Here is a 23408-nt window from a genome sequence, read left to right as displayed (position 1 = left end):
CTGTCAGCGCCGGCTGGCACAGTGCCGCCATGACCGCGCCGCGCACGTCCCCCCGGGAGGTCGCGCTGCTGCGGCTGGTCGCCCAGCGGGTCGCCGGCCCGCCGTTCCCCGACGCGGCCGCGGCGGTGCGGGCGCTGGGCGCGGTGCAGGGGCAGGACCTGCCCGGCGCGCTCACCTCGGTCGCGCTGCGCACCGCCGGCCGGTCGCGGGCCGGGGTGGAGGCCGCGCTCGACGCCGGGGACGTCGTCCGGTCGTGGCCGATGCGCAGCACGCTGCACCTGACCGCCGCGGAGGACCTGCCCTGGATGCTCGCCCTGCTCGGCCCGCGGGTGCTGGCCGGCGCGGCGAAGCGGCGGGCGGTCGTGGGCCTGACCGAGGCCGACCTCGAGCGGGCCCGCGAGGCCGCCACCGGCGCGCTCACCGGCGGCCGCCGGCTGGGCCGGAAGGCGCTGCTCGCCGCGCTGGCCGAGGCCGGGTGCGACGTGACCGGCCAGCGCGGTTACCACACGCTCTGGTACCTGGCGCAGACCGGGACGCTGGTCCTCGGCCCGCCCGAGGGCGGCGACCAGGCGTTCGTCCTGCTCGACGAGTGGATCCGCGCGCCCCGGCGGCTGGAGGGCGAGGAGGCCCTGGCCGAGCTCACGCTGCGCTTCTTCACCGGGCACGGGCCGGCCACCGTCGCCGACCTGGTCCGCTGGGCGGGGACGACGGTGCGCGACGCCCGCACCGGCCTCGCGCCGGTGCGCGACCGGCTGACCGCGATCGACGTCGAGGGCACCGAGATGCTGATGGCCGCCGACACCGCCGACCGGCTCGCCGACCACCGGGCCGAGGCGGAGGCGCTGCACCTGCTGCCGGGCTTCGACGAGTTCGTCCTCGGCTACGCCGACCGCACCTGCGCGGTGCCGCCGGAGTTCGCCGACCGCATCGTGCCCGGCGGCAACGGCGTCTTCCGCGCGACCGTCGTCGCCGGGGGGCAGGTGGTGGGCACCTGGCGGTGGACCGGGAAGGGCGCCCGCCGCGCGGTCGCCGCCGAGCCGTTCACCGCCTTCCCCGACGGGGTGGCCGACCGTCTCCCGGAGCTGGCCGCCGCGCTCCCCTGACGGTGGCCCGGGAGCCGGTCGGGGCCGCTCCTGGGGTCGATCCCGCGCTCCCGGGGTGCTGCGGGACCCCAGGAGCGCGGAGGAGATCCCGGGAGCCGCGACCCGGAGCCCGGTCGGCCGCGCGGAGCGGCGGCCGCAAGGGCGCCCTGATCACCACCCTGACCCTCATGGGCGTGGCGACGGCGCTCATGGACGTGCTCCCGAGCCGCGCCAGCATCGGCGTCGCGGCGCCGGTCCTGCTCACCCTGCCCGGATCGTCCAGGGCATCGGGGTGGGTGGCGAGTGGGGCGGCTCCGTCCTCATGTCGATGGAGTGGGGGCAGCGCCGGCGACACGGTGTACGGCCCACAGGCGGCGCTGATCCCGGAGACGTTCGGCACCGGCGTCCGGTACAGCGGCGCCGGCCTGGGCTACCGGCTCGCGTCGGTGGTCGCCGGCTGCGCGGTGGTCTCGATGACCGCGCTGCTGCTCGTGCCGCGCCCGCACGCCAGCGTCGAGGACGTCGTCGACCACCGGGCGCGGTCGCTGACCCGCGGGCGGCGGACCCGGGCGGCGCGCCGGGACCGCCACCCGCGGGGTCTCAGCGGACGCGCTCGACCACGAAGACCGGGATCACCCGGTCGGTCCTCTGCTGGTACTCCGCGTACGGCGGGTAGGCGGCCACCGCCCGCTCCCACCACTGCGCCTTCTCCTCGCCGGTGACCTCCCGCGCGACGCCGTCCCACGGCTCGGGGCCGTCCTGCACGGTCACCTGGTCGGGGTACCTGCGCAGGTTGGCCACCCACGCCGGGTCCTTCGGCGCGCCGCCCTGGGAGCCGACCATCGCGTAGGCGCCGTCGTGCTCCACCCGCATGAGCGGCTGCTTGCGGACCTTGCCGGTCCGCGCCCCGCGCGTCGAGAAGACGACGACGGGCAGGCCGGTGTCGCGCAGCGTGTTGGCCTCCCGGCCGCCGGTCGCCTCGTAGCGCTCCACCTGCTCGCGGACCCACTGCTGCGAACTGGGCTCGTACTCCCCTTCGAGTGGCATGCGCCCGACCGTAGGACGCCGCGGCGCCGGGCGCCGCCCTACCGGGCGGAGTCGATCGTGTGCGGCACGAAGAAGCTCAGGTTGTCGGTGACCAGCCCCTCGCTCTCCCGGATGCCGAGCCCGGCCGGCTCGCCGTCGACCACCCAGGCGCCGAGCACCGGGTGGTGCGGCCCGTCGACGCCGGCGAAGTCCGGCAGCGGCGCGAACTCCTGGACGACGAACCCCTCGGTGCCGTACCGGCCGGGCACCGCGGTCACGACCCGGCCGTCGCGGACGATCTCCACGTTGGCGCCCTCCCGGCCCCACAGCGGCTTGCGCACGTAGTCCCGCCACGACGAGGGCATCTCGTCGGCGAAGTAGGCCGGCAGCAGCAGCTCGGAGAGCACGGGGTCGCCGCCGAAGAGCCGCCAGAGCACCGGCAGCAGCGCCTTGGTGCTCCACAGCATCTTGTAGACCGGCTCGATCCAGGTGGTGCCGCCGGGGCGGGCGGCGTCGGCGAGGACGGCGGCGCCGAACTCGTCCTCGATCAGCCACTCCCAGGGGTAGAGCTTGAAGACGACGTCGAGGTGGCGGCCCTGCGGGTCGTAGAAGCGGCCGTCGCCGGAGTCGAGCGCGATGTCCTCGACGACGAGCTCGACCGCCTCGTAGCCGGCCTGCACGACGGTGTCCATGAGGTAGGCGACGGTCATCCGGTCCTCACCGGAGGTCTCCTCGCTGGTCCAGGCGAGGTGCACCCGGGGGCGGATCCCGGTCCGCCGCTCCCACCGGGTCAGGTTGCGCTGCCAGGCGGCGACGAGCTTCTCGTGCAGCGCGTTCCACTGGTCGCGGCCCTGCCCGGTGAACAGGTGCCAGTTCCACTGGGTGACCGCCGACTCGACCAGCCCGGTGGGGGTGTCGGCGTTGAACTCGAGCAACTTGGGCGGCCCCGAGCCGTCGTAGCGCAGGTCGAAGCGGCCGTACACGCTCGGCGGCTCGCTCTCCCAGGTGGCCCGGATGCCTGAGCGGGCGATGAGCGGGATGCCCATCCGGTCGAACAGGTCGTGCTCGACGACGTGGTCGCCGGCGGCCACGCACATCTCGAACAGCTGGGCCACCCAGCCCTCGAGCCGCGCGACCTCGGCGGAGCCGAAGTCGTAGTAGGGGCCCTCGCGCCAGTAGCTGCGGACCTCGCCGCCGGGCAGGTGGGTCCGGTTGTAGACCAGCCCCTGCGCCTCGATCTCGGCCTCCCACCCGGGCCGGACGACGCCGGCCTCGACGCGCCGCACGGGCTCAGGAGCCGGAGCCCGAGCCGCCGGAGCCCGAGCCGATGCCGCCGGTCACCCGGGTGCCACCGGTCACCTTGCCGCTGCCGGGCAGGCCGTAGCGCTGCCGGGCGGCGGTGTCGGTGGGGCTGATGCGGGTGCCTCCCCGGGGCAGCACGGTGCCGACCGGGAGGCCGGGGCGGAAGGCGCCGAGGTAGAGGAAGAACAGGCCACCCCCACCGCCGCGGTCGTCGTCGCAGTAGTCGTCGTCGACGATCTCGCCGTCCTCGTTGGTGCAGTAGGCGACCTGCTCGTCGTCCTCGTCCGTGCCGCAGCCGGCGAGGAAGCCGGTGGCGGCGGTCGCGAGGACCGTCGTGGTCAGGGCGCCGCGCACCCGGTTCGAGAACGCCATGGGCCCCTCCCGGCTCGGTGGACCCCTGACCCTAGGGCCAGGCCCGCGCGCCGACGGTCCCCGGGGAGCGCGGACGGTCCCGTGCCGCTAGCGTCCGGACACCGACGCCACTGCCCCCGGGAGGCGCGATGACCGCCAAGGAACCCGCCGAGGTCGCCAAGGTCGCCGCCGCGACCGGCGCCAAGAAGGTGCACCGCACGTGGGACCGGGTGCTGGTCAGCGCCTTCCTCGCCGGTGCCTACATCTCCTTCGGGGCGCTGGTGGCGGTCACGGTCTCCTCCGGGCTGGACACCGACACCTGGGGCACGCTGCCGACGCTGTTCATGGGCGCCGCCTTCACCCTCGGCCTCGTCCTCGTGCTCATCGCCGGCTCCGACCTGGCCACCGGCAACATGATGCTGGTCCCGCTGGGCGCCATGAACGGCAAGATCAACGTCGGGGACGTCGTCCGGAACCTCACCCTCGTCCTGCTCGGCAACCTGCTCGGGGCGCTGTTCGTCGCGTACTTCCTGGCGGTCTCCACCGGCGTCATCGGCGACCCGGACAGCTCGGGCAGCGCCGGGCTCACCTTCGCGCGGCTGACCGAGATCGCCCAGGGCAAGGTCTCGCACACCCCGTGGGAGGTCTTCCTGCGCGGCGTCGGCTGCAACTGGCTGGTCTGCCTGGCGGTGTGGATGTCGCTGGCGTCGTCGAGCATCGCGGGCAAGATCCTGGCGATCTTCTTCCCGATCATGGCCTTCGTCGCCATGGGCTTCGACCATGTGGTGGCCAACATGTTCTACCTGCCGGCCGCCCAGTTCGCCGGGGTCGACGGCGTCGGCTGGGGCGACACGCTGCTCAACTGGCTGGTCGCGGGCGCGGGCAACCTCGTCGGCGCGGTCGTCTTCGTCGGGACCTCGTACTGGTACCTGTTCCTGCGCGACCAGCCCGACGCGGCCCCGCGCACCGGCGCCGAGCCGGCCGAGCGTGCCTGACCCGCCGCCCCGTCCGACGATCACGGCGCCGTGACCGCGGGGGCCTGGGCTCCCCGCCCGGGTCGCGGCCCCCGCGGGCCGGTGGCACGGTCGAGCGGCACGCGAGACGGGGAGGACACGGGCGGATGCGGTACAGGGAGGGCGGCGACCTCGACACGTCGTCGATCCAGGACCGGCGCGGCGGAGGCGGCGGAGGCGGCCTCGGCGGCGGCCGGGGGCTGGCCGTCGGGGGCGGCGGGCTCGGGGTCGTCGGGCTGCTCGTCCTCGTGCTGGTGAACGTCCTCGGCGGCGGGGGCGGCGGAGGCGGTGCCGGGCTCGGCGCGCTGGCCGGCCTCGGCGAGGGCGAGACGGCCGACAACGCCGCGCTCGAGCAGTCCTGCGACGAGGCCGAGGACGCCAACACCTCCGTCGAGTGCGCCGTCGTCGCCGACGTCGACTCCATCCAGGACTACTGGTCGCAGACGCTCGGGTCCCAGTACGTCCCCACCGACACCGTCTTCTTCTCCGGCCAGACACCGACCGGCTGCGGGGGCGCGACCAGCGGCTCGGGCCCCTTCTACTGCCCGGCCGACCAGCTGGTGTACATCGACCTGTCCTTCTTCGAGACCCTGCGCTCGCAGTTCGGCGCCGAGGGCGGGGCCTTCCCCAACGCCTACGTGCTCGCCCACGAGTACGGCCACCACGTGCAGGACCTGCTGGGCACCAACCAGCAGGTGACCCCCGGCGCGACCGGGGCCACCAGCGGCAGCGTGCGCCTGGAGCTGCAGGCCGACTGCTACGCCGGCACCTGGGCCAACCATGCCGAGACCGTCCCCGACGAGTCCGGCGAGCCCCTGATCACCGAGATCACCCAGGACGACGTCGACCGGGCGCTGGACACCGCCGGGCGCATCGGCGACGACTACATCCAGCAGAACCTCGGTGGGGGCACGGTCGACCAGGACACGTTCACGCACGGCTCCTCGGAGCAGCGCCAGCGCTGGTTCCTCACCGGCTACCGGACCGGCGACCCGGCGCAGTGCGACACCTTCGCCACCGACGACCTCGGCTGATCCCGTGACCACGGAGGACAGGGCCGGGGACCAGGTCACCGAGGGCCTGCGCGTCACGCACGACGACGCGGTCGCCGTCCTGACCATCGACCGGCCGGAGAAGCGCAACGCGCTCACCGCCGGCATGTGGGCGGCGCTGCCCGGGGTCCTGGCCGCGCTGGCCGGGGACCCGGCGGTGCGCGTGCTCGTCGTCACCGGCGCCGGGCCGAGCTTCTGCGCCGGCGCGGACATCGGCGACCTGCTCGGCGGGCCCGACCCCGAGGACCCGATGGCGGCGCTGCGCCGGGACAACCTCGCCGCGCAGGCCGCGCTGCGGGACTTCCCCCGGCCGACGATCGCCATGGTCCGCGGGCACTGCATCGGCGGCGGTGTCGAGCTGGCCACCTGCTGCGACCTGCGCTTCACCGACCCGACCGGCGTCTTCGGCGTCACCCCCGCCAAGGTCGGGATCGTCTACACGCCGGCCTCGACGCAGGCGCTCGTGCAGCTCGTCGGCCCGGCGACGGCCCGCTACCTGCTCTACTCCGGCGAGCTGATCGACGCCGGGACCGCGCTGCGCACCGGCCTGGTCGACCGGCTGCTCCCGACCGGCGACCTGGCCGGCGAGGTGCGCCGGTTCGCCGAGGTGCTGGTCTCCCGCTCGGCGCTGACGCAGCGCGCCGCCAAGGAGGTCGTGGCCGCGGTGGCCGCCGGCGGGGACGGCGAGGCCCGCGCCGAGGAGGTGGCGGCGCGCTGGTACCGCGAGACGGTCACCGCCGGCGAGCTCGCCGAGGGCGTGGCGGCCTTCACCGAGCGCCGCCCGCCCGCCTTCCCCTGGCGGCCCTGAGGCGGCGGCCCTCCCGGCTCAGGCCACGCCCAGACCCTGCTCCTCGGCCTCCACGGCGGCGTTCCACTCGCGCTTCTCGGCGCGCCACGCCTCGTCGGTGCGGCCCAGCCGCCAGTAGCCCGACACCGACATCCGCTCCCGCGGCACGCCGAGCCCGGTGCGCAGGAAGCGGCGCAGCTCGCGCACCGCGCCGGCCTCGCCGTGGACGAAGGCGTGCACGTCCCCGCCGGGCAGGTCGGCCCCGCAGACGGCGGCGACCAGGGCCACCCCGGCCACGGCGCCGCGGTGCACCCAGGTGAGGCGCACGCCCGGGGCGAGGGTGAGGTCCTGCTCCTCGGCGGGCCCGGCGACCTCGACGAACACCTCCGCGCGGGCGCCGGCGGGCAGCGTCTCGAGCGCCGCGGCGATGGCCGGCAGCGCCGTCTCGTCGCCGACGAGCAGGTGCCAGTCGGCGTCCGCGTCCGGCGACCAGGCGCCGCCGGGGCCGAACAACTGCAGCGCCTCGCCCGGCCGGGCCGCCGCCGCCCACGGGCCGGCGACGCCCTCGTCGCCGTGCAGCACCACGTCGACGGTCAGCTCGCCGGGGCCGGCGTCCCAGGAGCGGACGGTGTAGGTGCGCGTCACCGGCCACTGCGCGCGTGGCAGCCGGGCCTGGACGTCGTCGACGTCGAAGGGCGCGGTGTAGGGCGCGCCGGCCGGCGGGAACAGCAGCTTGACGTAGGAGTCGGCGTGCTCCGGCGCGAAGCCGGTCAGGCCCTCCCCGCCGAGGACGATCCGGACCAGGTGCGGCGTCACCCGGCTGGTGCGCAGGACGGTCGCGGTGCGGGGGGTCCGCTTCCGGGGTGGACGGTCGTCGGCCACGGCTCTCCTCGATTCAGGGAAGGCTCACCTTACTCCTCGGGCGAGGAGTGCCGGTCGCGGTTTCGGACCCGTGCGTCCGGGTAGCTCCTGGCCTGCGGGAACGGCGACGTCGCCGGGCGCGGACCGCCGGCCGGGCCGGCGCCCCGACCGCCACTCCCCCGCGGCTCCCGGCCCGCGCGACCCGATGTCGCCGGCCCTGCTCCACCCACATCCGTCCAGGTGACGGCCGTCGCCGGGATGTGTGTGAGTGATCCAGTTCTGGGTAGCGCCAGCTCCGACCGAGATCCACTCAGGAGGAACGATGACCCACTCCATCGACGCCCCCCTCCCGCCGCCGCCCTCCTCGGGCGCGACCGGCTACGGGGACACGAGTACGACCTCGACCAGCTCCGATTCCCCCTCGACCACCGACGTGGCCAAGGACGAGGCCCGCAACGTCGGCCAGACGGCCAAGCAGGCCGGCAGCCAGGTCGCCTCGACCGCCGCCGACCAGGCGAAGAACGTCGTCGCCGAGACCCGGCACCAGGCGCAGAGCCTGGTCGAGCAGGGCCGCAGCCAGGTCCGCCAGCAGGCCGTCTCGCAGCAGCACAAGGCCGGGCAGACCCTCTCCAGCCTGGCCGAGCAGCTGCGCGGCATGGTCGAGGGCAACGCCCCGGCGCCCGGCCCCGCCCGCGACCTGCTCCAGCAGGGCGCCAGCAGGGTGGAGGAGTTCGCGACCTTCCTGCAGAACCGCGAGCCGGCCGACCTGCTCGACGAGGTGCGCTCCTTCGCCCGCCGCAAGCCCGGCACCTTCCTCCTGGGGGCCGCGCTCGCCGGCGTGCTCGCCGGCCGGCTGACCAGCGGCGTCAAGGCCGCGCACACCAGCGACTCGAGCTCCTCGCAGGGCACCTCGCAGTTCGCCGCGACGCAGGGCACCTACGGCCAGGGCACCTACACCGAGGGCACCTACACCGAGGGCACCTACACCGAGGGCGCCTACACGCAGGGCGGCTACACCGCCCAGACGCCGGCCTACACCGGCTACGAGGGGACGACGGGCTACGAGACGACGTCGACCGGCTACGAGCAGTCCCCCTCCACCCCGGGCACTCCGCTGCCGCCCCCGCCCTACGGGACGACGCCGCCGGCCGGCAGCGTCGTGCCCCCGGCCGCGCCCGCGGGCTGGGACGACCCGAGCCGTCCGGGCCAGGGGGTCTGACCGATGAGCACCCCCTACTCCGGAGCCACCCCCGTGGGTGGCCAGGGCTACCCGCCGGAGCCGCCCCCGTCCGACTACGCCGCCCCGCCCGCCTACGGGCAGGAGCAGGGATCGGGCAGCCAGGCCTACGGCCAGCAGGACCTCGGCCAGGAGGGGTACGCCCAGCAGGGCTACACCGACCCGGCCTACGGCGCCCATGCCGGTGAGCGCGGCACGCCGATGACCGACGCCGGCCGGCCCGACGTCGAGGGCGCCTCGGTCGGCCAGCTCATCAGCGAGGTCACCACCGACCTCTCGGTGCTGATGCGCCAGGAGCTCGCGCTGGCCAAGGCCGAGATCACGACCGAGGCCAAGAAGGCCGGCCAGGGCGCGGGCATGTTCGGCGCCGCGGGCTTCGCCGGCTACATGGTGCTGCTGTTCCTGTCCTTCGCCCTCTGGTGGGCGCTGGAGAACGTCATGGACGCCGGCCTGGCCGCCCTGATCGTGGCGGTCGTCTGGGGCGTCATCGGCGCCGTCGCCTTCGTGCTGGGGCGCAAGAAGTTCCGGCAGGTCAACCCGAAGCCCGAACGGACCGTGGACACCCTCTCCCAGGTGCCCGGCGCCCTCAAGCCCCACTGACCCCCGGGCCCCACGGGCCCCTCCCCTCCCTGGAGCAGCAGACATGACCAGTAGTGACCCGGACGTCATCCGGCGACAGATCGAGGACACGCGGCGCGAGCTGAGCTACGACGTCGACGCCCTCAACGAGAAGGTCAACCCCGCCCGCGTCGTCGACCGGCGGGTGGCCTCGGCCAAGGGCCGCTTCAGCAATGTCAGGGACCGCGTCATGGGTTCGGCCCACGACACGCGCTCCTCGGCCCGCGGCACCACGCAGAGCGCGATGAGCTCGGTGCAGGGCACCGCGCAGAACGCGGCCGGCTCGGTGCAGGACGCGGCGAGCAACGCGGCCGGCACCGTGCAGGACGCCGCCCAGACCGCGGCGCACGCCGTCCAGCAGGCCCCCGACGCGGTGGTCCGCCAGACGCAGGGCAACCCGCTCGCGGCCGGGCTGATCGCCTTCGGCGTCGGCTGGCTGGTCTCCAGCCTGCTGCCCGCCTCCGAGAAGGAGCGGCAGCTGGCCCAGCAGGCCGAGACCGCCGTCCGCGAGCACAAGGACGAGCTGCTCCAGCCGGCCAAGCAGGTCGCGCAGGAGGTCGGCGAGCAGTTGCGGCCGGCCGCCGAGCAGGCCGTCCAGGAGGTCAAGTCGACCGCCCAGGACGCGGCCTCCACCGTCAAGGAGGAGGGCCAGTCGGCCGCGCAGGACGTGCAGGGCCAGGCCCAGCAGTCCCGCGACACCGTGCAGAGCCGGACCGGCGGCAGCTCCAGCAGCAGCACGACCGGCACGAGCAGCACCTACTGAGCACGGCCCTCCCACCCGGGAGGACACCGCCACCGCGCCCCGCCGGGAGTTCCCGGCGGGGCGCGGTGGCGTCCGGGGACGTCGTCCGCCGGCCGGTGGGCCTCAGACGAAGGCGCTGACACCGGTGAGCGCCCGTCCCACGATCAGGCTGTTGATCTCGCGGGTGCCCTCGTAGGAGTACAGCGCCTCGGCGTCGGCGAAGTACCGCACGACGTCGTTCTCCAGCAGGATCCCGTTGCCGCCGAACAGCTCCCGGGCCAGGGCGACCGTCTCGCGGGCGCGGCCGGTGACGAAGGCCTTGGCCAGGGCCGCCTGCTCGTCGCGGAAGACGCCCTCCTCCTGCAGCTGCGACACCCGCACCGCCATGCCGAGGCTGGCGGTCACGTTGCCGGCCATGCGGGCCAGCAGGTCCTGGATGAGCTGGAAGCCGGCGATCTGCCGGCCGAACTGCCGCCGCTCCTTGGCGTAGGCGATCGCCGCCTCGAAGGCGCCCATCTGGCAGCCCACCGCGTTCCAGGCGACGCCGCCGCGGGTCAGCTTGAGCACCCGGTTGACGTCGCGGAAGGAGTTGCCCTCGGCGAGCTTGTTCTCCGCCGGCACCCGGCAGCCCTCGAAGACGATGTCGGCGTTCTGCACCGTGCGCAGCGCGTACTTGCCCTCCATCTTCGTCGCGGTGAAGCCGGGGGTGCCCTTCTCGACGACGAGGGTCTTCACCTGGTCGTCGGCGACGTCGCGGGCGAACACGACGACGACGTCGGCGAAGGTGCCGTTGCCGATCCAGCGCTTGGCCCCGTCGATGACCCACTCCTCGCCGTCGCGCCGGCAGGTCGTCTCCAGGCCCTGGGCGACGTCGGACCCGCCGTGCGGCTCGGTGAGCGCGAAGGCGCCGATCTTTCGCAGCGAGACCATGTCGGGCACCCAGCGCGCCCGCTGCTCGTCGGAGCCCAGCAGCACGATCGACCCCATCGACAGGCCGTTGTGCACGCCGAGGAAGGTCGCCATCGACGGGTCGACCCGGGAGGCCTCCAGCGAGATGAAGCCGGTGAACAGGCGCGAGGCGCGGGGCCGGTGCTCCAGGTCGTAGCTGCGCCCGACCATGCCCTCCTCGGCGAAGCGCGGGACGAGGTCCATCGGGAAGGTCGCCGACTCCCAGGACGCGTTGACCCGGGGCCGGACGTCCTCGTGCAGGAAGCGCCGGATGCCCAGCAGTTCCTTGCGCTCGTCCTCGTCGAGCAGGGACTCGTAGTCGTAGAGGTCGCCGAGCAGTGCGTCGGTCATCGCACGTCCTCCCGTCGGTGGGTGCGGCTGCCCTACCCCGCGGCCGGGCAGCCGACGCCGACGCCTCCGCTCACACGTGCGGCTGGCCGGTGGAGGCGCTGGTGCCGCCGTCGACCGGCAGCACCGTCCCGGTGACGTAGCGGGCGCCCTCGCTGGCCAGGAACAGCACCGGCGGGGCGACGTCCTCGGGCTCCCCGGGACGGCCCAGCGCGATGCGGTTGCGGAACGGCGCCAGGGACGCCTCGTCCCGGCCGACGCCCTCGGTGAGCTCGGTGAGCGTGAACGCCGGCGCGACGGCGTTGAGCCGCACGCCCTGCGCGCCCCAGTCGAGCGCGAGGGAGCGCACGAAGTTGGTGATCGCCGCCTTGGTGGCGTTGTAGGCCGCCTGCCCCCAGTCGCCGCGCAGGCCGGACACCGAGGAGACGGCGACGACGTTCCCACCCGAGGCCGCCAGGTGCGGCAGCGCGGCCTTGGCCAGGTGGAAGAAGGCGTCGACGTTGGTGGCGCGCAGCCGCTCCCAGGCGTCGTCGGCCAGCTCGGTCAGCGGGCCGGTCGCGTAGTCCGCGGCGTTGCTGACCACGACGTCGAGCCGGCCGAACCGGTCCACGACGTCCGCGACGACCTGCCGCACCTGCGCGGGGTCGGAGACGTCGGCCGGCAGCGCCAGGCCGCGCTCCGCGGGGACGCCGGTGAGCGCGGACTCCAGCCGGTCGCGGCGGCGCCCGGTGACGGCCACCGTCGCACCGGCGTCGAGGAAGGCCCGGGTGACGGCCAGGCCGATGCCCGAGCCGCCCCCGGTGACGAGGACGACGGAGCCGGTGAAGTCGAAGGTCGCAGACGCCATGCCCCGCTCCTCCCCGGCCCGCGGGCCACGCCAAACACCTGCCCCGCCCGGCGGGAGGTCACGCCGGGCGCCCGCGGGGTCGGCGGACCGGGACCCGGTCAGCCGCGGTGGCGCCGCCGGCGGCCGGCGAAGGCCTGCTTGACCCGGCGCCAGCGGTTCGGGGTGTGCTCGGCGTCGAGCAGCTCGGTGTCGGCGAGCAGCCGCTCCACCGGGTCGAGCCCGGAGGGCACGAGGGGCACCAGCGAGCGACCGGTCGGGCGCAGCAGGGAGTCGACCGCGCGCACCAGCGACCCGCCGCAGCGCTCGACGGCGTCGGCCACCTCCTGCGGGTCCACGCCGAGGTGCTCGCCGAGCAGCCGGTGTCGCATGGCGAGCACCGCCGCCTGCAGCTCCGGCGCGCGCGGGTCGCCGGTGCGGGCCTCGATCGACACGTCGCACTCGGTGTCCAGGCCCATCGACCGGTTGTTGAGGTTGGACGAGCCGATGCGCAGCAGCCGGTCGTCGACGCAGGTCACCTTGGCGTGCACGTACACCGGCCGGCGCTCCTCGGTGACCGGCACGAACAGCCGGAACCGGTCGTGGCGATCCGCGCGACGGACGAGGTCGAGCAGCTTCACGCGCGCGGTGTCCATGGCCTTGCTCTCCAGCCAGCTGGCCGCCGTCTCCGGGTTGAGGACGACGAACTCCGGGCCGTCCTCCTCCCCCAGCCGCTCGGCGACGGCCTCCGCGACGCGGCGGTTGGCGAAGTACTGCGTCTCGATGTAGACGGTGTCGCGGGCGGCGGCGATCGCGGCCAGCCAGAGCAGCTCGATCTCGTGCACCAGCTCGGCGCCGCCGTGCTCGGGGCGGGTGCGCGAGACGGCGACGTCGACGTCGGTGAGGAACGGCTCGACCCCGTCGGGCCAGCACGCCTCGACGTCGGTCACCGGCTCCAGGTGCTCGCCGGTGCCGCTCTCCCAGCGCTCGCGGGCGAGGTCGCCGATCGCCCGGGCCGCCGGGCCCGACACCAGGCTGGTGACGTCGTGCCACGGCCCGCGCAGCCGGGTCGAGTGCGGCCGGTGGCGCAGCGGGTGGCGGTCGCGGTGCTCGGGGGTGTCCCAGCGGTCGGCGGTGACGTCGATGCCGCCGGCGAAGGCCAGGCAGTCGTCGATGACGACGATCTTCTGGTGGTGCGCGCCGCCGAGGGGGTGGTGGGTGTCGACGGTGAACCGCAGCCGGTCGGGCGTGCGGCGGTCGAGCAGCACGATCGGGGCCATGCGCCGGCCGAGGGCGACGACCATCCCGAGGTCCCACTGCAGGACGCCGATCTCCAGCCGCGGGTCGGCCGCCACCGCCCGCTGCAGGACGCGGCCCAGCCGGTCCTCGCGCGCGGGGCCCGGGGCGCGCGGGTCCAGCCGGATGCGCGGGTCGAAGTCCCAGCCGATGAACAGCACCCGCCGCTCGGCGCGCAGGACGGCGCGCTTGAGGACGGCGAAGTAGTCGGCGGCGTCGACGAAGACGGCGTACCGGTCGGCGCGCTCGATCCGCCAGCAGGTCTCGCCGGGGACGAGCAGGCCGTCGTCGGTGGGGGCCGGGACGGGCGCCGGGACGGTCGGGACACGGGAGGTCGTCCCGGCGGCGTCGGCGCTCTCGATCACCCCGAGAGTGTGCCGACCTGCGCAAGCACCTGCGGACGGACGCCGGTCCGAGCGACCCCAAGGGGTGGCGGCCCCTCCCCCTCGTCCCCGCGGAGACCCCGCGCGAGGGTGTTGTGCCGCTCTCCGGGGTCCGCGACCCTGGCAACACGTCGCGGGGGCCCGGAGACGCGAGGGGGCACCGACATGGCTCTGGACACCCGGATCGCCGAGGTCTTCGGGCTCCAGGGGGACGCCTGGGCGCGCCACGCCAACCCGTGGAGCGTCTACACGCGCATCCCGATCCCGCCGCTGCTGGTCGCCGCGATCTGGAGCCGCAGCCGTCTGGGGTGGCGGTCGCTCGTCCCGGTGGGCGCGGTCTGTGCGTGGACCGTCGTCAACCCCCGGGCGTTTCCGCCACCGCGCTCGCTGGACTCCTGGGCGTCCCGGAGCGTGCTGGGCGAGACCTGCTGGGCCAGGCGGGAGGAGGTCCCCGTCCCGCCGCGGCACCGGGTCGCGCCCACCGTGCTCGGCGCCCTCAGCGCCCTGGGCGTGCCGCTCGTCGTGCGGGGGCTCGTGGTCCGGGACGGGTGGATGGTGGTGTCCGGGCTCGTCGTCCAGATGACCAGCAAGCTCTGGTTCCTCGACCGGATGGCCCTCCTGTACGACGACGTCACGACCGCCGGGTCCGCGGCACCTCCCTCGCCGACGACCACCTCGGCCACGACGCGGCGCTGACCGACGGGGTGCCGCACCGCGGGCCGGCGCGCGCCGACCCGTGGTGCCGCACCCCGTCGGCGCGGGACACTGCGCCGGCACGGGGGCCACCTGTCGGGAGGCCGCGATGGACGAGCGCACGGACGAGCGGACGGACGAGCGCCCGACGTGCCTGGTGGTCGGCGGCGGGCCGGCCGGGATGGTGCTGGGCCTGCTGCTGGCGCGGGCCGGCGTCGAGGTGACCGTGCTGGAGAAGCACGGCGACTTCCTCCGCGACTTCCGCGGCGACACCGTGCACCCCTCGACGCTGCAGCTGCTCGACGAGCTCGGCCTCGGCGAGGACTTCGCCCGGCTGCCGCAGACCAGGCTCGAGGAGGTGGTCTTCCCGACCGCTGACGGCGGCACGGTGACGATCGGGGACTTCCGCCGGCTGCGGGTCCCCCACCCCTACGTCGCGATGACCCCGCAGTGGGACCTGCTCGACCTGCTGGCCGACGCCGGCCGGCGGGAGCCGACGTACACGCTGCGGATGCAGACCGAGATGACCGGCCTGCTCCGCGAGGGCGACCGGGTCCGCGGGGTGCGCTACCGCACCGCGGACGGCGCCACCGGCGAGCTGCGGGCCGACCTCACCGTCGCCTGCGACGGCCGGCACTCCCTCGCCCGCCGGGAGGCGGGGCTGCGGCCCGTGGAGTTCCCCGTGCCCATCGACGCCTGGTGGTTCCGCGTCCCCCGGCTGCCGGACGACCGGCCGGCCGCGCTGGCCCCGCGGGCGGTGCCGGGCCGGTTCGCCGTGCTCATCCCCCGGGAGACGTTCATCCAGGTGGCCTACATCGGCCGCAAGGGCGCCGACCCGGAGCTGCGGGCGCGCGGCATCGAGGCGTTCCGGCAGGACGTCGTCGAGCTGGTCCCGGAGTTCCGCGACCGGGTCGACGCGCTGCGCTCGATGGACGACGTCAAGCACCTCGACGTGCGGGTCGACCGGCTCGAGCGGTGGCACGTCGACGGGCTGCTGTGCATCGGCGACGCCGCGCATGCGATGTCGCCGGTCGGCGGCGTCGGCATCAACCTCGCCGTCCAGGACGCGGTGGCCGCGGCGACCCTGCTGGCCGCGCCGCTGCGCAACGGCACGGTGAGCGCGGCGGACCTGGCCGCGGTCCGCGCCCGCCGCTTCCTGCCCACCGTGCTCGTGCAGGGCCTGCAGCGGCTGCTGCACCGCGCCCTGGTGGGACCGCTCGTCGAGGGACGGCGCCCCGGCCCGCCCGCGCCGGTGCTCGCCCTGGTGCGCCGGCTCCCCCAGCTGTCCGTCGTCCCCGCCTACCTGATCGGCGTGGGGCTGCGGCCCGAGCACGCGCCCGCGTTCGCCCGCCGCACCCCCGCACGCTCCTGACCCCCGGGGGCGCCGTCACCGGTCGGCGAGGAACGCCGCCAGGACCGGCAGCAGCAGGTCCGCGCGCCGGGTGACCTGCAGGTGCGTCGTCCCCGGGAGGACGGCGAGCTGCGCCCCCGGGATGAGCCGCAGCATGAGGGCGGCGTGCTCGACGGTGGTGAAGTCGTGGTCGCCCTGCACCAGGAGCACCGGGGCGGTGATGCCGGCCAGCTGCTCGTCCGACCAGCCCACCAGGTCGGCGTCGGAGGCCGACTGGGCCGCGAGGAACTCCGCGAAGTGCTCCGGGTGGGGTGAGAGCCGCCGGTAGGTCTCCGCCATCTCGGCGAGGTCCTGCTCGGTGGGCATGCGGGAGGAGGTCGCCATCCGCTCGGGGTCGAGGAAGTCCTCGTGCAGGCCGTCGGGGCGCACGCTGGCCGAGCAGGGCACCACGGACAGGACCCGGTCGGGGAAGGAGACGGCGAGCTCGAGCGCCACGGCGCCGCCCGTGCTGTGCCCGAGGACGTGCGCCCGGTCGATGCCGAGGTGGTCGAGCAGCGCCACGACGTCGGAGGCCGAGTTCGCCGGTGTGATCGGCCGGTCGACGTCGGCGGTGCGCCCGTGCCCCTGCAGCTCGACGGCGACGACGCGGTGGCGCCGGGCGAGGGTGGGGAGCAGCCCCGCGAAGCTCAGGTCGATGCTCATCATGCCGCCGTGCAGCAGCACCAGGGGTGCGCCGCCGTCGCCGTGCACCTCGAAGTACAGGTGCAGGCCGTTGACGTCGGCGTAGCCGGTGGTGGTGGCGGTCATGGCGGCTCCTCGGTCCGGGTGGGCGTCCCCTCTGGGGACCGCGCGGCGGCCGGCGACTCATCGGGGCCGGTGTCGTCTCCTGCGGCCGGCGACGCGGAAATCCCGTTGTCCTCAAGTGCGCTTGAGATTGCATCCTGGTGGCATGAGCGTCACCCCGGCGGTCGAGGCCGTCGACCTGGTCAAGCACTTCGGGGACAACCGCGCCGTGGACGGCGTCAGCTTCGTCGTCCCCACCGGCTCCGTCCTCGGCCTGCTCGGGCCCAACGGCGCGGGCAAGACCACCCTCGTGCGGATGCTCACCACGCTGAGCGTCCCGACGAGCGGCACCGGCCGCGTGGCCGGCTTCGACATCCGGGAGCAGCCCAACGAGGTGCGCCGCAGCATGGGCCTGACCGGGCAGGCGGCGACGGTCGACGAGATCCTCACCGGCCGCGAGAACCTCCGGCTGATCGGCGCCCTGTACGGGCTCTCCCGCAGCCACGTCCGTCAGGCGACCGAGGACCTGCTCGCCCGCTTCGACCTCGCCGACGCCGGCGACCGGCCGGCGAAGTCCTACTCCGGGGGCATGCGGCGCCGCCTCGACCTCGCGGTGAGCCTGCTGGCGGCTCCGCCGATCCTGTTCCTCGACGAGCCCACCACCGGCCTGGACCCGCAGAGCCGCTCGGGGCTGTGGGAGGTGCTCCGGGAGCTGGTCGAGGAGGGCACCACGCTGGTGCTGACGACGCAGTACCTGGAGGAGGCCGACCAGCTCGCCGACGAGATCGTGGTGGTCGACAAGGGCCGGGTCATCGCCGCCGGCACCCCGACGCAGCTCAAGGACCAGGCCGGGCAGGCCAGCGTCGTGGTGACCCTGACCCACACCGCGGACCTCGACACCGCCGCCGACCTGATGCGCGCCCAGTCCCCCGAGGTGCACGTGGAGCGGGGCAGCCGGCGGCTGACGGCGCAGGCCGGCGGGCTGGGTGACATGACCCGGATCGCCGCCGTCTTCGAGCGCAGCGGCATCGAGCTCGACGACCTGGGCCTGGCCCGGCCCAGCCTGGACGACGTGTTCCTGCACCTCACCGGCCACCGCGCCGAGACCGGCGCGCCCGCCGACCCCACGACCGAGGGAGCCCTCCCGTGACCGCCGTCGAGACGCCCACGACCCGGGTCAGCCGGCCGCCGATCACGCCGCCGTCGCTGCTGCGGGCGTCGGCGACCATCCTGTGGCGCAACCTGCTGCACATCCGGCGGATGCCCGAGATGCTCATGGACGTCACCGTCCAGCCGGTGGTGTTCGTGCTGCTGTTCGCCTACGTGTTCGGCGGCGCGATCGCCGTGCGCGGCGCCGACTACAAGGAGTTCCTGCTCCCCGGGATCATGGTCCAGACCATGGTGTTCTCCTCGGCCATCGTCGCCATGGGGCTCACCAGCGACCTGCAGAAGGGCATCGTCGACCGGTTCCGGTCCCTGCCGGTCCCCCGGTCCTCGGTGCTGGTCGGGCGCAGCATCTCCAGCCTGGTCCACTCCAGCATCGGCATCGCGGTCATGGGGGTGACCGGGCTGCTCATCGGCTGGCGGATCCGCAACGGCGTGGTCGACGCCCTGCTGGCGCTCCTGCTGCTGCTCCTCTTCGGGTTCGCGATGATCTGGCTGGGCATCTGGGTCGGCTCGCTGATGCGGACCGTCGAGGCCGTGCAGGGGTTCATGTTCACCCTCATGTTCCCGCTGACGTTCGTGGCCAACACGTTCGCGCCGCCGGAGAGCATGCCGGCGTGGCTGCGCGCGATCGCCGAGTGGAACCCCGTCTCGGCGCTGACCCAGGCGTGCCGCGAGCTGTGGGGCAACGGCCTGCCCGCTCCGGCGGACGCCGCCTGGCCCCTGCAGCACCCGGTCGCGCTCTCCGTCGCCTGGTCGGTGCTGCTGACGGCGGTGTTCGCGCCGCTCGCCGTCTCGGCGTTCCGCCGCCGCTCGCGCGACTGACCCGCTCCACCCGGCCGGTGCGGGACGCCCTCCGACGAGGGGCGCCCCGCACCGGCCGAGGCTCGCCGGGCCGCCGCGAGGACACGGCCGGGCCCTCACCGGCGACCGCGTCCGGGTGCGAACCACCCGCGAACCGGGAACGCTCCGGTTCGCGGGGCCGGGGACGGGGCACTGTGCCGCGAGACACAGCCGGACGGAACGGGGACATGGACCGAGAGCTCTGGCCCCGACGGCCGCGTCCCGAGACCACGGGCCTCCACTACGAGGCGGAGATCTCCCGCCCCGCGGAGCTGCGGACCGTGCGCGCGCAGCTGCGTGCCTGGGCGGCGGACGGACACGAGAGGTCCGGCCCGGACGGAGCGGTCGCCGACGACCTCGTCGTCGCCGTCGACGAACTGGCCTCCAACGGCCTCCGGCACGGCCGGGCGCCGGTGCGGGTGCACGCCGTCCGGACGGCGCACGAGCTCCTGCTCGACGTCAGCGACGGCGACCCGCACCACGGGCCCGAGCCCGCCGTCGACCGCGACCCCGCGCTCGGCGGCATGGGCCTGCGCATGGTCGCGCACCTGACCACCGACCGCGGCTGGACCGTCTCCGGCGACCGCAAGCACGTCTGGGCCCGCTTCCCCACCGACTGACGGTGAGGCCCCGGGCCCGCCGTCAGGCGCGCTCGTGCGGCACGGACCGTGCGGGGGAGGCGATGCCGGCGTCCGCGCCGTGCGCGCCGTCCCTGCGGCGCGGCGGACCGCCGTACCAGTCCAGGCACACCAGGGTGGCGTCGTCGCGGAGGTCACCGCCGGTCGCCCGCAGCACCGCGGCGCCGAGCGCCTGCACGACCTCGCGGGGGTGCAGGTCCGTGGTGTCGCGCAGGGCCGTGGCGACGTCGAGGACGGCGGCGTTGCGCTCCTGCACGCCGTCGGTGAGGAACACGACCCGGTCCCCGGGCTGCAGCGGGAGGCGCTGGACCCGGAACGACCGGCCGGGCGCCACACCGAAGGGTGGCTCGACGTCCAGCGCGATCTCCTGCACCCGGCCCCCGCGCACCAGCAGCGGGAGGGGGTGACCGGCGTTCACGACCGCCGCGGTGCCGGCCGCCAGGTCCACGCGCACGAGTTGCCCGGTGACGAACTCGCCGGCGGCCGCGTTGTCGGCCAGTGCCTCGTTGGCGTACCGCGCCTGGGCGTCGAGGTCCATGCCCCGGCGGCGGGCGTTGCGCAGCGCCCCGACGAGCAGGGTGGCCAGCAGGGCGGCGTCGACCTCGTGACCGACGGCGTCGGTGATCGAGAGGTGCAGCACGTCCTCGTTGAGCGTGTAGTCGAACGTGTCGCCACCCACCGAGGCGGCCGGTTCCAGCCACCCGGCGAGGGTGAACTGCCCCGCCTCGCAGGTGTAGGAGGCCGGGAGCAGCCGACGCTGGATCTCGGCGGCGAGGGAGAAGGGCGTCGTGCGCTGTCCCCACTCGAACACGTCGGTGTACCGGCGGGCCGCGATGACGACGTAGGCCAGCGCGTGCGCGGCGGCGGCGACGTCGGCGACGACCGCCGGGGACGGCGTCCCCGGCAGGACCAGCTCCAGCACGCCGATGGCGTCCCCGCGGTCGGTGACCGGGGCGGTCAGCCGGGCCGCGTCGCCGTCGAGCGCCTGCACGTCGACCGCCTGGGTCCGCAGCACGCGCTCGTACACGGTGCCGGCCATCGGCACCGTCTCCGCCTGGGCGCCGGCCTGCCTCCGCGCACCCCCCACACCGGCGGCCCGTGACGTGAGGCGGACGACGGCCCGACCGCTGAAGTCGGCGATCAGGAAGGTCAGCTCCCGCGCACCGAGGCGGTCGGCGAGCGTCTCCGCCGCGGCCTCCACGGCCTCGATGGGTGCCGTTCCCTCGACCCCGTCCAGCAGCACGCCGACATCCCACCCGGGGGTCGGCTGGGTGCGCATGAGGCCGACTCTAGGCAGGAGCCCGCGGACCGCCGCACCGCCGCACGGGACGGCGACGGCGCGACGCCGGCCCGGCGGAGCGCTGAGTCCGGGGAGCGGGCCAGGTCTGTCCTCGCATGACACGGATCCACGCCGACATCTCCGTCTCCCTGGACGGCTTCGTCACCGGTCCCGACCCCGGGCCGGAGAACGGTCTGGGCACCGGCGGCGACGCCCTGCACTCCTGGGCGTTCTCCGACGACGCCGACGACCGCCGGGTCCTGCGCGAGGGGACCGGCCGGTCGGGGGCCGTGGTCCTCGGCCGCCGGCTCTTCGACGTGGTCGACGGGCCGGGAGGGTGGGACGACGAGGTCGGCTACGGCGCCACCGAGGTCGGCCGACCGGCGTTCGTCGTCGTGACCGGCTCGCCGCCGGAGCGGGTGCGGCTCGCCGACCTCGACTGGACGTTCGTCACGACCGGCCTGCCCGACGCCGTCGCCGCCGCGCGCAGGCGCGCCGAGGCGGCGTCGGCCGCCGGCGGCCGGGACCTCGACGTCGTCCTGATGGGCGGCGGCGCCACCATCGGCTCGGCGCTGGCGGCCGGCCTGGTCGAGGTGCTGACGCTGCACCTCGCGCCCGTCGTGCTGGGCAGCGGGACGCCGCTGTTCACCGGCGGAGCGCCGCGCGCGCTGGTGCAGCGGAGCGTGGTCCCGACGTCGACGGCGACCCACCTGACCTACGACGTCGTCCGACCGTGAGCCCGGCCGGGCCGGTCCGACGGTGACGGGTCAGGCGTTCGTCGGGGCCGGTCCCCGGGGTGTCCGGGATCCGCGGTCGGGCTCTCCTGCCGAGTCGGGGAGGAGGACCTCCAGCGCGGACACCACCGCCGCGGCGTCCTCGGCGGACAGCTCCTCGAGCCGGGCCCGGATGCGGGACAGGCGCAGGTCGTCGTAGCGGTCGAGCGTCGCCTCGCCCGCCTCGCTCAGCCACAGGCTGATCTCGCGGCCACTCGTCGCCGACGACGTCTTGTCGACCAGTCCGGCGGCCACCAGCCGGTCGACCAGCCGGCTGGTCACCGAGACCGACACGCCCATGCCGCGGGCGAGCTCCCCGAGGTTGGCGCCGGGTCGCTGGTGCAGCAGCGTCACCGCGCGGAGTTGGACGGCGGAGACCGTGCCGATCCGGTCGGCCGCCTCGACCGACACCCCCATCGCCAGCCGGAGGAGGGCGAGCAGCACCTCGTCCGGATGCGTCCGCGCCCCGGTGCCCACCTCGTCCACGCGTGCTCCCCTCGTCTCGGGCCCCGTCGATCCTCCCGCCTCCGGTCGTGGGACGGTCTGCGCCCCTCGGCGCCGGGACCCACGGTCGTCCCATGGCGAGCGCGGGGGACCCGCAGGCGGCACAGCGGGCGGTGGACCGGGCGCGGGCCGCCGTCGTGGTGGCCGCGGCCCCGGAGCGAGCACCACGGAGGTGCTGCGGCACACCCGCGGCCGCTCGGAGCTCGGCAGGGTCCCGGTGGCCGCGGCTCGAGGCGACCGCCGGGCAGGCCGCCCGGACGCGGGTGGTCAGGAAGTCCCCGATCCCGAGGGTGGACACCGAGGAGCCCGCGTGGTGGAGGACGTCGGCCGCGCCCGCCGGCGCCCCGGTCGCGGTCGGGTGCACGGTCCCGGCGCCGGAGAGGACCGCCCACCAGCCGAGCCGCAGGGCCGGCGCCCGCCGCCGCCATGGCACCGGCGCTCCTCTGGACGCGAGCGGCGACTCGCCGTCGTCGACGGCGCGGGCCGCCTCCTCGGCCTGGTCTGCCTCACGCGCCGGCGGACCGGCTGCTGCACCGACACCGGGGGGGCGGCACGAGCCCACGCCCGCCGGCCGGACGCCGACACCTCCGGCCTGCAGGGCCCTCCCGGCCTACGGACGCCGTCGCCGCGCACGATCCCACCTCCGGTGCGATCCTTGTCATAGGACAAGACTCGTGGTGGACGGAGGTGGGGGATGTCGACCTGGCTCGAGGCCGGCCTCTGGGGGCTCCTCGGCGGCGGGGCCCTGGTGCTCGGCGCGCTCGTCGCCTGGTTCGTCCCCGTGCCGCGCGCCGTCATCGCCTCGGTCATGGCCTTCGGGTCCGGGGTGCTCATCTCCGCCGTCGCCTTCGACCTCATGGCGGAGGCCGCGGACACCGGGGGGCTCCTGCCCACGGCGGTGGGGTTCCTCGGCGGGTCCCTGGTGTACCTGGCCGCCAACGCGCTGCTGGCACGGCACGGCGCCCGGCACCGCAAGCGCTCGGGCGGTGCCGGCGGTGAGCAGCAGCCGTCGGAGCAGGAGCAGTCCGGCAGCGGTGCGGCCATCGCGATCGGCGCCCTGCTCGACGCATCCCGGAGTCGGTGGTCCTGGGGATCGGCCTGCTCGGCGGCGGCTCGGTCAGCCTGTCGGTGCTCGCCGCCGTGTTCATCTCCAACGTCCCCGAGGGGCTGTCCAGCGCCGCGGGGATGAAGGCCAAGGGCCGCCCGGCGAGCTACGACTTCGGCGTCTGGGTCGGCATCGCCGTCGTCAGCGCCCTGGCCGCCCTGGCCGGCTACGCCCTGCTCGGCGGAGCGGCTCCGGAGGTCATCGCCGTCATCACCGCCGTCGCGGCAGGCGCCATCCTGACCATGATCGCCGACACGATGATCCCCGAGGCCTTCGAGCGGACCCGCACCTGGACCGGGGCCATCGCCACCGTGGGCTTCCTGGTCGCCTTCGCCATCGACGTCGCATGACGCGCGCACCGGCAGATCACCGTCGACCTCCGGGACGTCGCCGCCGCCGACCCGGG

General features: G+C 75.3%; 24 protein-coding genes. 14 read left to right on the top strand and 10 right to left on the bottom strand.

Annotated features, from left to right (window positions below):
• Positions 1 to 29: 29 nt before the first annotated feature.
• Positions 30 to 1103: a winged helix DNA-binding domain-containing protein gene (locus ACU616_RS14765; RefSeq protein WP_446759200.1), complete on the top strand. Its 1074-nt coding sequence runs from the start codon at positions 30 to 32 to the stop codon at positions 1101 to 1103.
• A gap of 579 nt (positions 1104 to 1682) precedes the next feature.
• Here ACU616_RS14765 and ACU616_RS14760 read toward each other — a convergent pair.
• From ACU616_RS14760 to ACU616_RS14750, 3 genes are read right to left on the bottom strand one after another with little or no spacing between them, the layout of a single operon-like run.
• The gene (locus ACU616_RS14760) at positions 1683 to 2129 is read right to left on the bottom strand and encodes a nitroreductase family deazaflavin-dependent oxidoreductase (protein ID WP_446759199.1); all 447 of its coding nucleotides are present in this window, start codon (positions 2127 to 2129) and stop codon (positions 1683 to 1685) included.
• 38 nt (positions 2130 to 2167) lie between these two features.
• Positions 2168 to 3394 carry a glutathionylspermidine synthase family protein gene (locus ACU616_RS14755; RefSeq protein ID WP_446759198.1) on the bottom strand — a complete coding sequence of 409 codons (1227 nt, stop codon included), beginning with the start codon at positions 3392 to 3394 and terminating at the stop codon, positions 2168 to 2170.
• A gap of 4 nt (positions 3395 to 3398) precedes the next feature.
• Positions 3399 to 3782: a hypothetical protein gene (locus ACU616_RS14750; RefSeq protein ID WP_446759197.1), complete on the bottom strand. Its 384-nt coding sequence runs from the start codon at positions 3780 to 3782 to the stop codon at positions 3399 to 3401.
• A gap of 128 nt (positions 3783 to 3910) precedes the next feature.
• Between ACU616_RS14750 and ACU616_RS14745 the strand changes: the two genes are divergently transcribed.
• From ACU616_RS14745 to ACU616_RS14735, 3 genes are all read left to right on the top strand, one after another.
• Positions 3911 to 4756, top strand: a complete 846-nt coding sequence (locus ACU616_RS14745; protein ID WP_446759196.1) for a formate/nitrite transporter family protein — start codon at positions 3911 to 3913, stop codon at positions 4754 to 4756.
• 125 nt (positions 4757 to 4881) lie between these two features.
• Complete coding sequence (ypfJ, locus tag ACU616_RS14740; RefSeq protein ID WP_446759195.1) at positions 4882 to 5808, top strand: KPN_02809 family neutral zinc metallopeptidase; 927 nt, start codon at positions 4882 to 4884, stop codon at positions 5806 to 5808.
• A gap of 4 nt (positions 5809 to 5812) precedes the next feature.
• Positions 5813 to 6634: an enoyl-CoA hydratase/isomerase family protein gene (locus tag ACU616_RS14735; RefSeq protein ID WP_446759194.1), complete on the top strand. Its 822-nt coding sequence runs from the start codon at positions 5813 to 5815 to the stop codon at positions 6632 to 6634.
• An 18-nt stretch (positions 6635 to 6652) separates the two neighbouring features.
• Here ACU616_RS14735 and ACU616_RS14730 read toward each other — a convergent pair whose 3' ends face one another.
• Positions 6653 to 7495 (bottom strand): siderophore-interacting protein, encoded by an 843-nt coding sequence (locus tag ACU616_RS14730; protein WP_446759193.1) that lies wholly within the window; start codon positions 7493 to 7495, stop codon positions 6653 to 6655.
• Positions 7496 to 7796: 301 nt separating this feature from the next.
• Here ACU616_RS14730 and ACU616_RS14725 point away from each other — a divergent pair, with 301 nt between their 5' ends.
• Genes ACU616_RS14725 through ACU616_RS14715 form a run of 3 tightly spaced genes read left to right on the top strand, consistent with a single transcriptional unit; the run spans position 7797 to position 10092 of the window.
• Entirely contained in the window at positions 7797 to 8693 is an 897-nt protein-coding gene (locus ACU616_RS14725) for a hypothetical protein (RefSeq protein WP_446759192.1), read from the top strand.
• Positions 8694 to 8696: 3 nt separating this feature from the next.
• Positions 8697 to 9311 carry a phage holin family protein gene (locus tag ACU616_RS14720; RefSeq protein ID WP_446759191.1) on the top strand — a complete coding sequence of 205 codons (615 nt, stop codon included), beginning with the start codon at positions 8697 to 8699 and terminating at the stop codon, positions 9309 to 9311.
• A 43-nt stretch (positions 9312 to 9354) separates the two neighbouring features.
• Positions 9355 to 10092, top strand: coding sequence for a DUF3618 domain-containing protein (locus ACU616_RS14715; protein ID WP_446759190.1), 738 nt, complete (start codon positions 9355 to 9357; stop codon positions 10090 to 10092).
• A 102-nt stretch (positions 10093 to 10194) separates the two neighbouring features.
• Here ACU616_RS14715 and ACU616_RS14710 read toward each other — a convergent pair whose 3' ends face one another.
• From ACU616_RS14710 to ACU616_RS14700, 3 genes are all read right to left on the bottom strand, one after another.
• A complete protein-coding gene (locus ACU616_RS14710) occupies positions 10195 to 11370 on the bottom strand; it encodes an acyl-CoA dehydrogenase family protein (protein WP_446759189.1) in 1176 nt (391 codons plus the stop codon).
• A gap of 70 nt (positions 11371 to 11440) precedes the next feature.
• A complete protein-coding gene (locus ACU616_RS14705) occupies positions 11441 to 12214 on the bottom strand; it encodes an SDR family NAD(P)-dependent oxidoreductase (RefSeq protein WP_446759188.1) in 774 nt (257 codons plus the stop codon).
• A gap of 98 nt (positions 12215 to 12312) precedes the next feature.
• Complete coding sequence (locus tag ACU616_RS14700) at positions 12313 to 13851, bottom strand: phospholipase D-like domain-containing protein (protein ID WP_446759187.1); 1539 nt, start codon at positions 13849 to 13851, stop codon at positions 12313 to 12315.
• 183 nt (positions 13852 to 14034) lie between these two features.
• On the opposite strand from ACU616_RS14700, the gene ACU616_RS14695 reads away from it, so the two are divergent.
• Positions 14035 to 14565: a DUF6653 family protein gene (locus tag ACU616_RS14695; RefSeq protein ID WP_446759186.1), complete on the top strand. Its 531-nt coding sequence runs from the start codon at positions 14035 to 14037 to the stop codon at positions 14563 to 14565.
• A 106-nt stretch (positions 14566 to 14671) separates the two neighbouring features.
• Positions 14672 to 15934, top strand: coding sequence for an FAD-dependent oxidoreductase (locus ACU616_RS14690; RefSeq protein ID WP_446759185.1), 1263 nt, complete (start codon positions 14672 to 14674; stop codon positions 15932 to 15934).
• A 15-nt stretch (positions 15935 to 15949) separates the two neighbouring features.
• Here the strand turns inward: ACU616_RS14690 and ACU616_RS14685 are convergent, their stop codons facing one another.
• Complete coding sequence (locus ACU616_RS14685; RefSeq protein WP_446759184.1) at positions 15950 to 16720, bottom strand: alpha/beta fold hydrolase; 771 nt, start codon at positions 16718 to 16720, stop codon at positions 15950 to 15952.
• Positions 16721 to 16862: 142 nt separating this feature from the next.
• On the opposite strand from ACU616_RS14685, the gene ACU616_RS14680 reads away from it, so the two are divergent.
• From ACU616_RS14680 to ACU616_RS14670, 3 genes are all read left to right on the top strand, one after another.
• Positions 16863 to 17846: an ATP-binding cassette domain-containing protein gene (locus ACU616_RS14680; RefSeq protein ID WP_446759183.1), complete on the top strand. Its 984-nt coding sequence runs from the start codon at positions 16863 to 16865 to the stop codon at positions 17844 to 17846.
• Entirely contained in the window at positions 17843 to 18685 is an 843-nt protein-coding gene (locus ACU616_RS14675; RefSeq protein ID WP_446759182.1) for an ABC transporter permease, read from the top strand. The genes ACU616_RS14680 and ACU616_RS14675 overlap by 4 nt, the downstream gene beginning before the upstream one ends.
• 206 nt (positions 18686 to 18891) lie before the next feature.
• Positions 18892 to 19323, top strand: coding sequence for an ATP-binding protein (locus ACU616_RS14670; protein ID WP_446759181.1), 432 nt, complete (start codon positions 18892 to 18894; stop codon positions 19321 to 19323).
• 22 nt (positions 19324 to 19345) lie between these two features.
• Here ACU616_RS14670 and ACU616_RS14665 read toward each other — a convergent pair whose 3' ends face one another.
• Positions 19346 to 20620 carry a PP2C family protein-serine/threonine phosphatase gene (locus ACU616_RS14665; protein WP_446759180.1) on the bottom strand — a complete coding sequence of 425 codons (1275 nt, stop codon included), beginning with the start codon at positions 20618 to 20620 and terminating at the stop codon, positions 19346 to 19348.
• A 116-nt stretch (positions 20621 to 20736) separates the two neighbouring features.
• On the opposite strand from ACU616_RS14665, the gene ACU616_RS14660 reads away from it, so the two are divergent.
• Positions 20737 to 21357 (top strand): dihydrofolate reductase family protein, encoded by a 621-nt coding sequence (locus ACU616_RS14660; RefSeq protein WP_446759179.1) that lies wholly within the window; start codon positions 20737 to 20739, stop codon positions 21355 to 21357.
• 30 nt (positions 21358 to 21387) lie between these two features.
• On the opposite strand, the gene ACU616_RS14655 is transcribed toward ACU616_RS14660, so the two are convergent.
• Positions 21388 to 21879 (bottom strand): MarR family winged helix-turn-helix transcriptional regulator, encoded by a 492-nt coding sequence (locus tag ACU616_RS14655; RefSeq protein WP_446759178.1) that lies wholly within the window; start codon positions 21877 to 21879, stop codon positions 21388 to 21390.
• A 1098-nt stretch (positions 21880 to 22977) separates the two neighbouring features.
• Between ACU616_RS14655 and ACU616_RS14650 the strand changes: the two genes are divergently transcribed.
• Positions 22978 to 23352, top strand: coding sequence for a hypothetical protein (locus ACU616_RS14650; protein WP_446759177.1), 375 nt, complete (start codon positions 22978 to 22980; stop codon positions 23350 to 23352).
• The last annotated feature ends 56 nt before the right edge of the window (positions 23353 to 23408 follow it).

The organism is Geodermatophilus sp. URMC 62 (genome assembly GCF_052931475.1).
Note: the sequence above shows the minus strand (reverse complement) of the source record. Positions and strands in the feature narration are given on the sequence as shown.

What these genes read in the sequence shown, in the direction of transcription:
- ACU616_RS14685 (WP_446759184.1), bottom strand. Translation starts at nt 16,720, where the DNA reads ATGACCGCCACCACCACCGGCTACGCCGACGTCAACGGCCTGCACCTG.
- ACU616_RS14760 (WP_446759199.1), bottom strand. Translation starts at nt 2,129, where the DNA reads ATGCCACTCGAAGGGGAGTACGAGCCCAGTTCGCAGCAGTGGGTCCGC.
- ypfJ (WP_446759195.1), top strand. Translation starts at nt 4,882, where the DNA reads ATGCGGTACAGGGAGGGCGGCGACCTCGACACGTCGTCGATCCAGGAC.
- ACU616_RS14690 (WP_446759185.1), top strand. Translation starts at nt 14,672, where the DNA reads ATGGACGAGCGCACGGACGAGCGGACGGACGAGCGCCCGACGTGCCTG.
- ACU616_RS14715 (WP_446759190.1), top strand. Translation starts at nt 9,355, where the DNA reads ATGACCAGTAGTGACCCGGACGTCATCCGGCGACAGATCGAGGACACG.
- ACU616_RS14670 (WP_446759181.1), top strand. Translation starts at nt 18,892, where the DNA reads ATGGACCGAGAGCTCTGGCCCCGACGGCCGCGTCCCGAGACCACGGGC.
- ACU616_RS14695 (WP_446759186.1), top strand. Translation starts at nt 14,035, where the DNA reads ATGGCTCTGGACACCCGGATCGCCGAGGTCTTCGGGCTCCAGGGGGAC.
- ACU616_RS14680 (WP_446759183.1), top strand. Translation starts at nt 16,863, where the DNA reads ATGAGCGTCACCCCGGCGGTCGAGGCCGTCGACCTGGTCAAGCACTTC.
- ACU616_RS14720 (WP_446759191.1), top strand. Translation starts at nt 8,697, where the DNA reads ATGAGCACCCCCTACTCCGGAGCCACCCCCGTGGGTGGCCAGGGCTAC.
- ACU616_RS14765 (WP_446759200.1), top strand. Translation starts at nt 30, where the DNA reads ATGACCGCGCCGCGCACGTCCCCCCGGGAGGTCGCGCTGCTGCGGCTG.
- ACU616_RS14665 (WP_446759180.1), bottom strand. Translation starts at nt 20,620, where the DNA reads ATGCGCACCCAGCCGACCCCCGGGTGGGATGTCGGCGTGCTGCTGGAC.
- ACU616_RS14710 (WP_446759189.1), bottom strand. Translation starts at nt 11,370, where the DNA reads ATGACCGACGCACTGCTCGGCGACCTCTACGACTACGAGTCCCTGCTC.
- ACU616_RS14745 (WP_446759196.1), top strand. Translation starts at nt 3,911, where the DNA reads ATGACCGCCAAGGAACCCGCCGAGGTCGCCAAGGTCGCCGCCGCGACC.
- ACU616_RS14660 (WP_446759179.1), top strand. Translation starts at nt 20,737, where the DNA reads ATGACACGGATCCACGCCGACATCTCCGTCTCCCTGGACGGCTTCGTC.
- ACU616_RS14705 (WP_446759188.1), bottom strand. Translation starts at nt 12,214, where the DNA reads ATGGCGTCTGCGACCTTCGACTTCACCGGCTCCGTCGTCCTCGTCACC.
- ACU616_RS14750 (WP_446759197.1), bottom strand. Translation starts at nt 3,782, where the DNA reads ATGGCGTTCTCGAACCGGGTGCGCGGCGCCCTGACCACGACGGTCCTC.
- ACU616_RS14725 (WP_446759192.1), top strand. Translation starts at nt 7,797, where the DNA reads ATGACCCACTCCATCGACGCCCCCCTCCCGCCGCCGCCCTCCTCGGGC.